Raw genomic sequence first — 13,362 nt, 5'->3', positions numbered from 1 at the left:
TGTTGAGGTGAATATTGTGAAGACCAAAAAGCAGCAATATGTAACGATAAAAGGAACAAAGAATGGTTTGACATTGCATCTTGATGATGCATGTTCTTTTGATGAGCTTCTAGATGGTCTTCAGAATATGCTGTCAATTGAACAATATACAGATGGAAAAGGCCAGAAAATCAGCGTTCACATTAAGCTGGGCAATCGCTGCTTATATCAGGAGCAAGAGGAACAGCTGACCGAATTAATTGCGTCAAAGAAAGATTTGTTTGTTCATTCTATTGAGAGTGAAGTCATTACTAAAAAAGAAGCACAGCGTATGAAAGAGGAAGCTGAAATTATTTCTGTTTCAAAAATTATCCGTTCAGGCCAAGTGCTCGAGGTGAAGGGCGATTTGCTTCTCATCGGGGATGTGAACCCGGGCGGGACAGTCAGAGCCGGCGGAAACATTTTTGTTCTGGGTTCGCTGAAAGGCATTGCCCACGCCGGATTTAACGGAAATAATCATGCGGTCATTGCTGCCTCTGAAATGCTGCCGACACAGTTAAGAATCAATCACGTGTTAAATCGCTCCCCAGACCACATTCAAAAAGGGAACGAAATGGAATGTGCTTATTTAGATACAGACGGAAATATGGTCATTGAACGCCTTCAACATTTGGCTCATTTAAGACCTGATCTAACAAGGCTTGAGGGAGGAATGTGAATTGGGTGAGGCTATCGTAATAACTTCGGGAAAAGGCGGAGTAGGTAAAACAACAACATCTGCTAACCTCGGTACCGCCTTAGCCATTTTAGGGAAGCGTGTATGTTTAGTAGATACTGATATAGGACTGCGCAACCTGGATGTAGTAATGGGTCTTGAAAATAGAATTATTTATGATCTCGTAGACGTTGTAGAGGGCAGATGTAAAATGCATCAGGCGCTCGTAAAGGATAAACGTTTTGATGATTTGCTCTATTTAATGCCCGCTGCTCAAACGAGCGATAAAACGGCTGTTGCTCCTGAACAAATTAAAACTATGGTCCAAGAGCTCAAGCAGGAATTTGATTATGTCATCATAGACTGCCCCGCAGGAATTGAGCAAGGATACAAAAACGCCGTTTCCGGGGCTGACAAGGCGGTAGTGGTCACAACGCCTGAAATTTCAGCTGTGCGAGATGCTGATCGCATTATAGGGCTTTTGGAGCAAGAAGAAAATATTGAACCGCCGCGGCTCGTTGTAAACAGAATCAGAAATCACCTGATGAAAAACGGTGACACGATGGATATCGATGAAATCGTTCAGCATTTGTCGATTGATTTGCTCGGTATCGTTGCCGATGATGATGAAGTGATTAAGGCATCTAACCATGGCGAACCGATTGCAATGGACCCGAAAAACCGCGCTTCCATCGCATATCGCAATATTGCCCGCCGCATTTTAGGCGAATCTGTTCCTTTGCAGGTGCTTGAAGAGCAAAACAAGGGAATGATGGCTAAGATTAAGTCATTTTTCGGAGTAAGATCATAATTTCATAGAATAAAAGAGAAGAATCTGACAAAGCAAATGCTGTGTCAGGTTTTTTTGTTTCTGACTGCTCTGTGCTGAAGGTAAATCGAATAATTGCCATGGACAAGACATATGATGTACAAACCCAACGAATGCAAAGGATGATGGCAATGAGTCACAGAGCAGATGAAATCAGAAAACGATTAGAGAAAAGAAGGAAACAGGTTTCCGGCTCAAAACATTTCCCTACTCAGGCAGGTTCCGAAAAGCAAAAACCGCCGTCTTGGGTCATGATGTCTGATCAGGAAAAACATGGAACCCTCCCGGTATATGAAGATGGCAATTCTAATTTCAGCGGAAGACACCCTTTGGTGAAAACAGACTCAATTATTCTGAAATGTCTTCTATCGGCCTGCCTTGTTCTTGTTTCTGCCATAGCCTATAAAACAAATATTGGACCCGTCAGCCAGATCAAGCCGGTCGTTGCACAAACCTTCGAAACAGAATTTCAATTTGCTTCAGCAAGCCATTGGTTTGAAACGAAATTTGGCAGCCCGCTTGCATTTCTCGCTCCTGAAAAGAAAAATAAGGAACAGCAGGTTGAAGTGGGTCAGGATCTCGTCGCACCCGCATCTGGTAAAGTTCAGCAGGATTTTCAGGACAACGGGGAAGGCATTAAAGTCGAAACAAGCAGCGATACAATCGATTGTATAAAAGAAGGCTATGTTGTTGAAGTCAGTAAAGACGGTGAGACGGGGCTGACAGTGAAAGTGCAGCATGCTGACAATACCTACAGCATTTATGGCGAACTGAAAGACGTGGATGTCGCTTTATATGATTTTGTAGATAAAGGCAAAAAGCTCGGTTCGATTAAACTCGATGATCATAACAAAGGGCTCTATTATTTTGCCATGAAAGACGGCGATAAATTTATTGATCCGATTCAGGTGATCTCATTTGAATAAATGGCTTGACCTCATCTTGAAAATTCATGTTCATCCTTTTCTTTGGATTATCATGGCGCTGGGGCTGATTACAGGGCATATGAAAGCATTGCTGTGTTTGCTTGTGATTGTTCTGATCCATGAGCTGGGGCATGCCGCTCTGGCCGTGTTTTTTTCTTGGAGAATCAAGCGTGTTTTTTTGCTGCCATTTGGAGGAACAGTTGAAGTGGAAGAGCACGGAAATCGGCCGTTAAAGGAAGAGTTTGCGGTGATTATTGCCGGACCTCTTCAGCACATTTGGCTCCAGCTTGCGGCTTGGATGATTGCAGGCCTCTCAATAATTGATCAGCAGACCTTTGAACTGTTTACATTTTATAATCTATCTATTTTATTTGTGAATCTGCTGCCGATTTGGCCGCTTGATGGCGGCAAGCTGTTATTTTTAATTTTTTCAAAGCATCTGTCTTTTCAAAAAGCGCACCGGCTGAATCTAAAGACTTCACTTGTGTGCTGCCTGCTTCTCGCATGCTGGGTTTTATTTGCGGTTCCTCTGCAAATCAGCGCATGGGTTTTGTTTGTCTTTCTGGCTGTTTCTCTGTTTGAGGAGTACAGGCAAAGACACTACATCCATGTGAGGTTTCTCTTGGAAAGATATTATGGGAAAAACCGCGAGCTTGAAAAATTGCTTCCGCTTACCGTTAATGCTGAGGACAAAGTCTATCATGTCATGGCGGAATTCAAACGAGGCTGCAAGCATCCCATTATTATAGAAAAATCCGGCGAGAAGCTAAGCCAGCTGGATGAGAATGAAGTGCTGCATGCCTACTTTGCTGATAAACGGACAAATTCCTCCATGGAAGAACTGCTGCTCCCTTATTAAAATCGATTGACAAACGCCTTGTATTCTGATATATTTTTTAATGTTATGGATGTAGCACCAATGCTACAACCGCTCAGTACAGGTGTTAAGAGTTGTTATACAGCCCCCTGGTATCTGGCGAGTCTTAGTCTAATAGGAGGTGCAGAGAATGTACGCAATCATTAAAACAGGCGGTAAACAAATTAAAGTTGAAGAAGGCCAAACTGTTTACATCGAGAAACTTGCTGCTGAAGCAGGTGAAACAGTTACTTTTGAAGACGTTTTGTTTGTTGGCGGAGACAACGTGAAAGTCGGCAACCCTACAGTTGAAGGCGCAACAGTAACGGCTAAAGTTGAAAAACAAGGCCGCGCGAAAAAAATCACTGTTTTCAGATACAAAGCAAAGAAAAACGTTCATAAAAAACAAGGTCATCGTCAGCCTTACACTAAATTGACGATCGAAAAAATCAACGCGTAAGCATGATTCAGGCAACAATCAGACGGTCCCGTACTGACAAAAGCTTATTGTCTTTTGAAATGACGGGTCACGCCAACTTTGCTGAACATGGACAAGATCTCGTATGTGCCGGAGTAACAGCCGTTGTGTTTGGATCCGTTAACGCGGTCATCGCGCTGGCGGGCTTCGAGCCGCTTCTTGATATAGGAGAAGATGGGGGTTATTTCTATTTTGAATTCCCTGAATCTCTTGATCCGGAGGCGCGCCAAAAAGCTCAGTTGCTGATTGAAGGCATGATTGTTTCGTTAGAGACAATTGAGCGGGATTATAAAGATCACTTGCGTGTGACCACAAACATAATATAGGAGGTGAGCTACATGCTTAGATTAGATCTTCAGTTTTTCGCTTCTAAAAAAGGAGTAGGTTCTACAAAGAACGGACGTGACTCTGAGGCTAAACGTTTAGGTGCTAAACGTGCTGACGGTCAATTCGTAACAGGCGGTTCTATCCTTTACCGTCAACGCGGAACAAAAATTTACCCAGGTGAAAACGTGGGCCGCGGCGGAGATGACACTCTTTTTGCGAAAATCGACGGAACTGTTAAATTCGAACGTTTCGGCCGTGACCGCAAAAAAGTGAGCGTATATCCTGTAGCTCAATAATGATTCAAAAACTCCGGTCGATGATGACTGGAGTTTTTTTTGCAATATGCGGAGTAAGCATCAAGAATGTTATGCAGAGTATGTGCGAGCAGACCCCGCCAAGAATGAGAACGAATGTCTCAAACCCACTGGATATGTTCCCCAAGCAGTAATACATAAAATGTTCTGCCTGGCTGAAAATCAACCGAAGCCAGAAAAAAGGAACATGATATTTCTGGGAAAAACAATTGTTTTTCTATCAAAGCCTTCTCTGTTATAATTCATAATACACACTTATACAGACTCCTAAATAAGAAATCAAATGATTGGGAGTGCGAAAATGAAGGATGTTTCAAAAAATCAAGAAGAAAATATAAGCGATACGGCTTTAACAAATGAACTGATTCATCTTCTTGGCCATTCCCGGCATGATTGGATGAATAAGCTGCAGCTAATTAAAGGAAACTTAAGCTTGCAGAAGTATGACCGCGTCTTTGAAATCATTGAAGAAATGGTGATAGACGCTAAGCACGAATCAAAGCTCTCAAACCTGAAAACACCGCATTTAGCGTTTGATTTTCTTACGTTTAATTGGAAAGCCCAATGTATGACACTTGAATATGAAGTTCTCGGGGAAATTAAGGATTTGTCAGCTTTTGATCAAAAATTGGCGAAACTGATGAGAAAGCTGTTTGATCTGTTTGAACAAGCAGTCACTAGAGGCAGTGAAAATCATTTAACCGTTTCGCTTCAAACCGATCATCCTGACAGACAGCTGATTCTTTACCTTGATTTTCACGGCACTTTTGCCGATATATCTGCCTTTGACGATTTTCGGCAAAATGGATATGAGGACTTTGATATCATGCGTTTTGAGATCACAAGTCACGAATGTCTGATTGAAATTGGGTTGAACTAGCGGAGTTTTTTAACGGTTTAGAACGGAGGACATTATGTTTGTAGATCAGGTGAAAGTGTATGTAAAAGGCGGCGACGGAGGCAACGGGATGGTTGCGTTTCGCCGTGAAAAATATGTGCCGAAAGGCGGCCCTGCCGGCGGCGACGGCGGAAAAGGAGGAGACGTCGTTTTTGAAGTGGACGAAGGTCTCCGTACTCTTATGGATTTTAGATATAAAAAACACTTTAAAGCGATTCGCGGCGAGCATGGCATGTCAAAAAACCAGCATGGACGAAATGCTGATGATATGGTCATTAAAGTTCCGCCTGGCACTGTTGTGACAGACGATGATACAAAACAGGTCATTGCCGATTTAACCGAACATGGACAGCAGGCTGTCATCGCAAGAGGCGGAAGAGGCGGAAGAGGGAACTCACGCTTTGCCACACCGGCGAACCCGGCACCTCAGCTCTCAGAAAACGGTGAACCGGGAAAAGAACGCTATGTTGTTCTTGAATTAAAAGTGCTTGCAGACGTCGGGCTTGTCGGGTTCCCAAGTGTAGGTAAATCGACTTTGTTGTCCGTCGTTTCATCTGCAAAACCGAAAATTGCGGATTATCATTTTACGACACTTGTTCCGAATCTTGGCATGGTCGAAACAGATGATGGACGGAGCTTCGTTATAGCCGATTTGCCTGGACTGATTGAAGGGGCTCATCAAGGCGTCGGGCTTGGCCACCAATTTTTGCGCCATATTGAGCGGACCCGTGTTATCGTTCATGTCATTGATATGTCCGGCTTGGAAGGCCGCGATCCGTATGAGGATTATGTGACGATTAATCAGGAATTGAGCGAGTACAATTTGCGTCTCACTGAGCGCCCGCAAATTATTGTCGCAAATAAAATGGACATGCCGCAGGCGGCGGAAAATCTTGAAGGGTTTAAAGAAAAGCTGACGGATGATTATCCGGTGTTCCCGGTCAGTGCAGTGACAAGAGAAGGTCTTCGCGAGCTTCTGTATGAAGTCGCCAATCAGCTGGAAAACACTCCGGAATTCCCGCTGTATGACGAGGAAGAGCTTACGCAAAACCGCGTCATGTACACGATAGAGAATGAAGAAGTGCCATTCAGCATTACGCGAGATCCTGACGGAGTCTTTGTGCTTTCAGGAGACAGTCTTGAGCGGTTATTCAAGATGACTGATTTCTCACGTGATGAATCTGTTAAACGATTTGCAAGACAGATGCGGGGAATGGGTGTTGATGAAGCACTCAGAGAACGCGGGGCCAAAGACGGAGACATTATCAGACTTCTTGAATTCGAATTTGAATTTATTGATTAATGATGGGTGAGCCTGGATATCAGGCTCTCTATTTTCAAAAGGGGGGATGCAAGTGAAAGAGGAGACGTTTTATCTTGTCCGTGAAGATGTGTTGCCTGATGCGATGAGAAAAACATTGGAAGTCAAAAAACTGCTGGATCGAAAAAAAGCAGAATCAGTGGCAGATGCCGTTCAAAAGGTGGATTTAAGCAGAAGTGCATTTTATAAATACAGAGATGCCGTTTTTCCTTTTTATACAATGGTTAAAGAACAAATTATCACACTTTTCTTTCATTTAGAGGATCGCTCAGGCGCGTTATCTCAGCTCCTTCAGGCGGTGGCTGACTCTGGAAGCAACGTTCTTTCCATTCACCAGACTATCCCGCTTCAAGGGAGAGCAAACGTAACGCTGTCTATCAGTACATCTGCAATGGAAGAGGATATTCATACATTAATGAACAAGATGAGAAAGTTTGATTTTGTAGAAAAGGTTGAAATATTAGGTTCAGGAGCGTAAGGGGAGAGAATATCGTCATGAAAGTCGGTTATTTAGGTCCAAAAGCTACATTCACACATCTAGCAGTCAGTTCTTGTTTCCAAAATGGCGCCGAGCATGTTGCTTACCGCACGATACCGGAATGTATAGATGCGGCAGTTGCAGGTGAGGTTGATTTTGCTTTTGTTCCTTTAGAGAACGCATTAGAAGGATCAGTAAACTTAACAATAGACTATTTAATACATGAACAGCCTCTGCCCATCGTAGGTGAAATGACATTGCCGATTCATCAGCACTTACTCGTTCATCCTTCCAGAGAAAATGCATGGAAGGACCTAGACAAAATTTATTCTCACTCACATGCGATTGCGCAGTGCCATAAATTTCTCCATCGGCATTTTTCTTCCGTGCCGTATGAATACGCCAATTCAACCGGAGCGGCGGCAAAGTTTGTCAGTGACCATCCCGAGCTGAATATCGGGGTGATTGCCAATGAAATGGCGGCTTCTACATACGAATTAAAAATCGTAAAACGGGATATACAGGATTATAGAGACAATCATACGCGATTTGTCATTCTGTCTCCTGATGAAAATATAACTTTTGAAGTGAATTCAAAATTGAATTCACGACCAAAAACAACACTGATGGTGACGCTTCCGCAGGATGATCAGTCCGGAGCGCTGCATAGAGTGCTGTCTGCTTTTTCTTGGAGAAACTTAAACCTGTCAAAAATCGAATCCCGTCCGACCAAAACCGGGTTAGGGAATTATTTCTTTATTATTGATATTGAACAGGCGTTTGATGAAATATTAATCCCTGGGGCTATGCAGGAGCTTGAAGCGCTCGGATGCAAAGTAAAGCTGCTTGGTACATATCAATCTTATCAATTATAAAAAGCCCTATTAGGGCTTTTTTTAGTCTTCAATCAAAATACCGGCTTCTTCGAGTGCTTGACAGGCTTGATCGATACGATGTTCATCGGGTGCTGTCAGTGTATGAAGATGCACACCATCTGTCAGCTGTGATAAATAGGCGGCATTTGTGGAATTGATCTTTTTGATGAAATGTTTGACTTCTTTTCGCGTGCCGACTTGGATCGCTGCAGTTAAATCTCCGTATACAGGGTGCTCGATTTTTACGTCTTTTACAGTTACCCCTTCATCTACGATGAGCTGCAATTCTTCTTCTGTCCGTTCAGGTCCGTGCAGACACGCTATGATTCTTTCTGCCTGCTGATGCTTCTGAGCGGCGGCGTCCAGATAGACATAGCCTTGGCTTGTGGCGATAATCGGCTCGTTTCTCGCTTTTAACAGCGAGATATCCTGAACGATCACCTGTCTCGAAACATTTGCTTTTTTGGCGAGCTCTCCTCCTGTCAGCGGCGATGTGGATTCCTTCAGCCACAAAAGAAGCTGCTCACGCCTATTGGCGCCCAAGAGCTTTAATTCTTCGGTCAATATGATATTCTCCTTTCCTTTGTTCCAAAAGCGCTGTAAACGTATGTAATAACATATCCAGCTGTTCAGTTGTTGTGTTTTTTCCGAAAGAGATGCGGATAAATTGCAGGGCTTCCTGTTCTGTTTTTCTTAACGCTTTCATCGTTTCAGACGGTCCATGATAGCCTGCAGAACAAGCGCTGCCCGTTGAAATGCAAATATTATTCCGATTACATTCTAACATAACATATTGTCCTTCAAATGAGCCAAAAAAACACCCGATAATATGGGGCAGACATTCTGTGTTTGCACCATCTGCCGCAAGGATTACAGGGAGAGACCGAATACGGATTTGTTCTAAAAAGTATTGTCTTAACATTTGATTGTGGGATATCTGACTTTCCATTTCACTTACGATCAGCTCCGCAGCCGCTGTAAAGGCTCCGATACCCGGTACGTTTACCGTGCCTGCTCGAAACCCATTCTCATGAACGGTGTCAGGGTACACCGGTTTCCAATTGACGTCCGGCCGAATATAGACAGCTCCGACTCCTTTAGGGCCGTGAATTTTGTGACTGGAAACAGAGAGAGCATCCACCCCCATTTCTTCAGTATGGATGGGCAGTTTGCCGAATGTTTGTACCGCATCACAATGAAGAAGAATTTGCCTGTTGTGAAGATACGATGACAGGTGTTTAATGGGCTGAATAATTCCTGTTTCTGAATTGGCATGCTGAATAGAAACCAGGCCTGTGTCCGGGCGAATATGAGCTCCCAATATTTCCTCGGTAATAAGTCCGTACTCATTAGGCTTAATGATTGTCACGTCAAAGCCATGATTCCGCAGTAAAGCAGCACAGTTATGGATTGATTGATGTTCCATGGCAGTCGTAATAAAATGTCTTTTTGTTTTTGGCAAGCCGTTTAACAATGATTGAATGGCAAGAAAATTGGATTCTGTGCCGCCGCTTGTAAAATATATACCGTTTGTTTCTCCGCCGATTATGTCAGCTATTTTCCCCCGGCAGTACTCCAGTATATGCTTTGCTTTTCCCCCAGCGTCATGCAAGCTGCTGGCATTCCCGTACATATCAATGCTGAGCTTCTGAAATACGTCCAGAGCTTCCTCGCAAATTGGCGTGGTTGCTGCATAATCTAAATAAATCATCCGGTCTTTCCTCCATATGTTCTTCATAAAAAAACTCTTGAGTTTATTTTACCGTTGTGTAAATATAGGTGTCAAGACAGGTATAAACAACAGGAGGTGGCATATGTCTATAAAGACGATTGCGGTCATTGGTTCAGGAGCGGCGGCACTTGCCCTGGCTTCTGCACTTCCGCCATCATACCAGGTGACTGTCATCACGAAAAAAAGCACAAAAAACAGCAATTCAAGACATGCACAGGGCGGAATTGCGGCGGCTTATGCAAAAGATGACTCGATTGCGTCTCATATGGAGGATACGTTATATGCAGGCTGCGGACATAACGATCAAAACATCGTATCAGACGTTTTACTTGATGGAAAAACCATCATTGAGAATTTTTTGGAGAATGACTTTCCATTTGACCGGGATAAACAAGGCAAAGTCAGCCTCAGCAGGGAAGGAGCCCACACGCACAACCGCATTTTTCATGCGGGCGGAGACGCTACAGGCAGCATGCTCATTGATTACTTGCTGAAACAAATTAATAGCCAAATCGAAGTCATCGAGAATGAAACAGCGGTTGATTTGCTGATGAAGAATGGGCGCTGTGCCGGTGTAGTGACGAAAGACAGCTGCGGCCGGATCAATTTGCGGCATGCGGATGAGGTTGTGCTTGCAGCTGGCGGATGCGGAAGCTTGTTTCAACACCATACGAACGATCCATCTGTCACTGGTGATGGTCTTTCACTTGCTTACCGGGCCGGAGCGGAATTAACTGATTTAGAGTTTACCCAATTTCATCCTACACTTCTTGTCAAAAATGGCGTCTCGTGTGGGCTTGTTTCAGAGGCAGTCAGAGGTGAGGGCGGTTTTATAACAGACCAAAATGGCCGCCGTATTATGGCCGGACGGCATCCGCTGGGGGATTTAGCACCACGGGACGTCGTCTCGCGGGTGATTCATGAAGAAATGGCAAAAGGAAAACGTGTGTATATCGATTGCAGCGCTATTTCTGACTTCGAAGTGCGTTTTCCCACAATTACCTCTATTTGCCAAAAGGCAGGGGTTGATATTCGTAAAAGAAAAATACCTGTTGCGCCGGGAATGCATTTCTTAATGGGAGGCGTTTCAGTCAATCGGTGGGGAGAAACAACTGTACCCGGGCTTTACGCGATAGGGGAAACAGCATGCACCGGCTTACACGGAGCCAATCGTCTTGCGAGCAATTCTTTGCTGGAGGCACTAGTGTTTGGTAAAAGAGCAGCAGAACATATCATGAGAAAACCGGTTGATAACAGGTATAGTCAATTCAAAGGTGAAACCAGCGGATTTTATGAGGTGCCGAATATCGAGCTTTCTGAACTGCAAAACAGAATGACAAGCGACATGTCCATAGTAAGAGAAAAAGACAGACTGATTGAGATGAGCAATTGGCTTTATGGGCTCCCATCTCAGAAGATAAATGTGAAAGATATCACAATTTCGCAGCTGGAGCTTTCTCACTTGTGGCAGGTTGCAAAGCTGATGACTTCGTCTGCTCTCTTGCGGGAAGAAAGCAGGGGGGCGCATTTTCGAATAGATATTCCTCAGGCTGATGAAGGCTGGCAAGGAAAACAAATTGTCCATACAAAAAAGGGAACCAAAATGAGAAAAAATGAAGGGGTTTGGAGAAATGAATCATTTACAGCTGAAAAAATTGCTAAATCACTTTTTTCATGAGGATATAGGGACGGGAGATCTTACATCACAGTCCATCTTTGAAGGACAGAACTGTGAGGCCTCAATTGTTGCAAAGTCAGACGGCATTTTCGCCGGAACTGCGGTGATTAAGGAAGGCTTTGCATTATTAGATGAAAAGGTTCAGGTGTTTTTATACAAAAAAGATGGAGATCATTTGCGAAAGGGTGATGTGGTTGCCGTCTTACGCGGGCCGGCCGCTGCTCTTCTTTCTGGAGAGAGGGTCGTATTAAATCTTATTCAAAGGCTGTCGGGTATTGCGACGATGACAAGGCAGGCTGTTGAACGGCTTGATGATGAACAGATTAAGATTTGTGACACAAGGAAAACGACGCCGGGGTTAAGAATGCTCGAAAAATATGCGGTCAGGGTCGGAGGGGGATATAACCATCGATTCGGCCTGTACGACGGAATCATGATCAAAGATAATCACATTGCAGCTTGCGGTTCCATTGTAAAGGCGTGTGAAAAAGCGCGGCAGGCGACAGGGCACATGGTGAATATTGAAGTGGAAATTGAATCTGAGGAGCAGCTCAGAGAAGCCATTCTTGCTGAAGCTGATGTCATTATGTTTGACAATTGCCCGCCTGACTCTGTCCGCCATTTTGCAAATATCACACCGGATCACATTAAAACAGAAGCTTCCGGAGGAATTACATTAGAATCACTTCCCGCTTTTAGAGGGACGGGTGTGAATTATATTTCCTTAGGATTTCTGACTCATTCGGTCAAAAGCTTAGATATCAGCATGGATGTGGCTTTAACAAATCAGTCAGTGGAGGAATGCGGTTATGTCAATTCTTGATGCAATCAAACAATTTGAAATGATGCCTGACCATTATAAAGGGCTGTCAATGAAAGAGATGGAAAGACGTGTTGCGGCCATTAAGGAAAAGTTCGGGAGCAGGTTGTTTATTCCAGGCCATCATTACCAAAAGGATGAAGTGATTCAATTTGCTGACCAAACGGGCGATTCACTCCAGCTTGCCCAAATGGCGGAAAAAAATAAGGATGCGGAATATATTGTGTTTTGCGGCGTGCATTTTATGGCAGAGACCGCTGATATGCTGACAGGTACGGACCAAACGGTCATCCTGCCAGATATGAGAGCGGGCTGTTCTATGGCTGATATGGCTGACATGCAGCAGACGAACAGGGCGTGGGAGAAACTTCAGCATATATTCGGCGACACGATCATACCATTAACCTATGTGAATTCTACAGCGGAGATCAAGGCATTTGTCGGAAAGCATGGCGGAGCGACTGTAACCTCCTCCAATGCCAAAAAAGTGCTTGAATGGGCGTTTACACAGAAAAAACGCATTTTATTTCTGCCTGATCAGCATTTAGGAAGGAACACCGCTTATGAACTGGGTATCCCGCTTGAGGACATGGCTGTCTGGGACCCGATTCAAGATCAATTAGAGAACGAGGCAGAACAAAACGATATCAAGGTTATTCTTTGGAAAGGCCACTGCTCTGTTCATGAAAAATTCACCGTGAAAAATATAAATGATTTGAGAGAACGAGATTCTGACATCCGGATCATTGTTCATCCTGAATGCTCCCATGAAGTCGTAATGCAAAGTGACGACAGCGGATCAACGAAATATATTATTGATGCAATCAGCCACGCTCAGCCGGGTAGCAAATGGGCAATCGGTACAGAAATGAATCTTGTTCAGCGACTGATTCAAGAGCATTCCGACAAACAAATTGAATCACTCAATCCGGATATGTGTCCATGTCTGACGATGAATCGAATTGACCTCCCGCATTTACTCTGGTCTTTAGAACAAATAGAAAAAGGAGAACCAGCAGGCGTGATCAAAGTGCCGAAAGTCATTCAGGACGATGCCCTTCTAGCGCTGAATCGGATGCTTTCCATCACGTAAATCAGAAATATTTCCCCTCCTGTACTCATAATTTCTTTTGATC

At 43.9% G+C, this 13,362-nt stretch carries 17 protein-coding genes and 1 other annotated feature; of the genes, 14 read left to right on the top strand and 3 right to left on the bottom strand.

Translation table 11 applies throughout. The features are described from left to right. The first annotated feature begins 16 nt into the window (after positions 1-16). From minC to rpmA, 7 genes are all read left to right on the top strand, one after another. On the top strand, positions 17-697 hold the full coding sequence (gene minC / locus P3L57_RS13720; protein WP_044154173.1) for a septum site-determining protein MinC: 681 nt from the start codon (positions 17-19) through the stop codon (positions 695-697). A gap of 1 nt (position 698) precedes the next feature. Then, entirely contained in the window at positions 699-1,505 is an 807-nt protein-coding gene (minD, locus tag P3L57_RS13715; RefSeq protein WP_024122353.1) for a septum site-determining protein MinD, read from the top strand. A gap of 149 nt (positions 1,506-1,654) precedes the next feature. Continuing rightward, positions 1,655-2,449, top strand: coding sequence for a M23 family metallopeptidase (locus tag P3L57_RS13710; RefSeq protein ID WP_044154175.1), 795 nt, complete (start codon positions 1,655-1,657; stop codon positions 2,447-2,449). Then, a complete protein-coding gene (locus P3L57_RS13705; protein ID WP_044154177.1) occupies positions 2,442-3,308 on the top strand; it encodes a M50 family metallopeptidase in 867 nt (288 codons plus the stop codon). Before P3L57_RS13710 ends, P3L57_RS13705 begins: the two co-directional genes overlap by 8 nt. A gap of 57 nt (positions 3,309-3,365) precedes the next feature. Beyond that, positions 3,366-3,443 (top strand) — a sequence feature (ribosomal protein L21 leader region). A gap of 13 nt (positions 3,444-3,456) precedes the next feature. After that, complete coding sequence (gene rplU / locus P3L57_RS13700) at positions 3,457-3,765, top strand: 50S ribosomal protein L21 (protein WP_010330275.1); 309 nt, start codon at positions 3,457-3,459, stop codon at positions 3,763-3,765. Positions 3,766-3,767: 2 nt separating this feature from the next. Further along, positions 3,768-4,109 carry a ribosomal-processing cysteine protease Prp gene (locus tag P3L57_RS13695; protein ID WP_069487111.1) on the top strand — a complete coding sequence of 114 codons (342 nt, stop codon included), beginning with the start codon at positions 3,768-3,770 and terminating at the stop codon, positions 4,107-4,109. A 12-nt stretch (positions 4,110-4,121) separates the two neighbouring features. Continuing rightward, entirely contained in the window at positions 4,122-4,406 is a 285-nt protein-coding gene (rpmA, locus tag P3L57_RS13690) for a 50S ribosomal protein L27 (RefSeq protein WP_003222623.1), read from the top strand. Between the two features lie 119 nt (positions 4,407-4,525). On the opposite strand, the gene P3L57_RS13685 is transcribed toward rpmA, so the two are convergent. Further along, a complete protein-coding gene (locus P3L57_RS13685; RefSeq protein WP_125825434.1) occupies positions 4,526-4,648 on the bottom strand; it encodes a hypothetical protein in 123 nt (40 codons plus the stop codon). 77 nt (positions 4,649-4,725) lie between these two features. Between P3L57_RS13685 and P3L57_RS13680 the strand changes: the two genes are divergently transcribed. Genes P3L57_RS13680 through pheA form a run of 4 tightly spaced genes read left to right on the top strand, consistent with a single transcriptional unit; the run spans position 4,726 to position 7,996 of the window. Next, a complete protein-coding gene (locus tag P3L57_RS13680; protein ID WP_044154182.1) occupies positions 4,726-5,304 on the top strand; it encodes a sporulation initiation phosphotransferase B in 579 nt (192 codons plus the stop codon). A gap of 34 nt (positions 5,305-5,338) precedes the next feature. Then, the gene (gene obgE, locus P3L57_RS13675; RefSeq protein WP_044154184.1) at positions 5,339-6,625 is read left to right on the top strand and encodes a GTPase ObgE; all 1,287 of its coding nucleotides are present in this window, start codon (positions 5,339-5,341) and stop codon (positions 6,623-6,625) included. 52 nt (positions 6,626-6,677) lie between these two features. Further along, positions 6,678-7,121, top strand: coding sequence for a transcriptional regulator ThrR (thrR, locus tag P3L57_RS13670; RefSeq protein ID WP_010335153.1), 444 nt, complete (start codon positions 6,678-6,680; stop codon positions 7,119-7,121). A gap of 17 nt (positions 7,122-7,138) precedes the next feature. Further along, entirely contained in the window at positions 7,139-7,996 is an 858-nt protein-coding gene (gene pheA, locus P3L57_RS13665) for a prephenate dehydratase (protein ID WP_069487112.1), read from the top strand. 21 nt (positions 7,997-8,017) lie between these two features. On the opposite strand, the gene P3L57_RS13660 is transcribed toward pheA, so the two are convergent. Further along, a complete protein-coding gene (locus P3L57_RS13660) occupies positions 8,018-8,560 on the bottom strand; it encodes a transcription repressor NadR (RefSeq protein ID WP_044154192.1) in 543 nt (180 codons plus the stop codon). After that, a complete protein-coding gene (locus P3L57_RS13655; protein ID WP_069487113.1) occupies positions 8,526-9,707 on the bottom strand; it encodes an IscS subfamily cysteine desulfurase in 1,182 nt (393 codons plus the stop codon). Before P3L57_RS13655 ends, P3L57_RS13660 begins: the two co-directional genes overlap by 35 nt. A gap of 103 nt (positions 9,708-9,810) precedes the next feature. Here P3L57_RS13655 and nadB point away from each other — a divergent pair, with 103 nt between their 5' ends. The 3 genes from nadB to nadA are packed head-to-tail and all read left to right on the top strand — an operon-like array spanning position 9,811 to position 13,319. Continuing rightward, the gene (gene nadB / locus P3L57_RS13650; RefSeq protein ID WP_069487114.1) at positions 9,811-11,406 is read left to right on the top strand and encodes an L-aspartate oxidase; all 1,596 of its coding nucleotides are present in this window, start codon (positions 9,811-9,813) and stop codon (positions 11,404-11,406) included. After that, positions 11,360-12,229 (top strand): carboxylating nicotinate-nucleotide diphosphorylase, encoded by an 870-nt coding sequence (nadC, locus tag P3L57_RS13645; RefSeq protein ID WP_069487115.1) that lies wholly within the window; start codon positions 11,360-11,362, stop codon positions 12,227-12,229. Before nadB ends, nadC begins: the two co-directional genes overlap by 47 nt. After that, positions 12,216-13,319 carry a quinolinate synthase NadA gene (gene nadA / locus P3L57_RS13640; protein WP_069487116.1) on the top strand — a complete coding sequence of 368 codons (1,104 nt, stop codon included), beginning with the start codon at positions 12,216-12,218 and terminating at the stop codon, positions 13,317-13,319. Before nadC ends, nadA begins: the two co-directional genes overlap by 14 nt. Positions 13,320-13,362: the final 43 nt, after the last annotated feature.

This window comes from Bacillus sp. B28 (assembly GCF_029536185.1).
In the GTDB taxonomy this organism is placed as follows: domain Bacteria; phylum Bacillota; class Bacilli; order Bacillales; family Bacillaceae; genus Bacillus; species Bacillus halotolerans.
This window is presented reverse-complemented; position numbering and strand designations above follow the sequence as displayed.

Coding starts and splice junctions, on each gene's coding strand:
- obgE (WP_044154184.1), top strand. CDS start 5,339: ATGTTTGTAGATCAGGTGAAAGTGTATGTAAAAGGCGGCGACGGAGGC.
- nadC (WP_069487115.1), top strand. CDS start 11,360: ATGAATCATTTACAGCTGAAAAAATTGCTAAATCACTTTTTTCATGAG.
- nadB (WP_069487114.1), top strand. CDS start 9,811: ATGTCTATAAAGACGATTGCGGTCATTGGTTCAGGAGCGGCGGCACTT.
- P3L57_RS13655 (WP_069487113.1), bottom strand. CDS start 9,707: ATGATTTATTTAGATTATGCAGCAACCACGCCAATTTGCGAGGAAGCT.
- P3L57_RS13680 (WP_044154182.1), top strand. CDS start 4,726: ATGAAGGATGTTTCAAAAAATCAAGAAGAAAATATAAGCGATACGGCT.
- P3L57_RS13710 (WP_044154175.1), top strand. CDS start 1,655: ATGAGTCACAGAGCAGATGAAATCAGAAAACGATTAGAGAAAAGAAGG.
- rplU (WP_010330275.1), top strand. CDS start 3,457: ATGTACGCAATCATTAAAACAGGCGGTAAACAAATTAAAGTTGAAGAA.
- nadA (WP_069487116.1), top strand. CDS start 12,216: ATGTCAATTCTTGATGCAATCAAACAATTTGAAATGATGCCTGACCAT.
- pheA (WP_069487112.1), top strand. CDS start 7,139: ATGAAAGTCGGTTATTTAGGTCCAAAAGCTACATTCACACATCTAGCA.
- rpmA (WP_003222623.1), top strand. CDS start 4,122: ATGCTTAGATTAGATCTTCAGTTTTTCGCTTCTAAAAAAGGAGTAGGT.
- P3L57_RS13695 (WP_069487111.1), top strand. CDS start 3,768: ATGATTCAGGCAACAATCAGACGGTCCCGTACTGACAAAAGCTTATTG.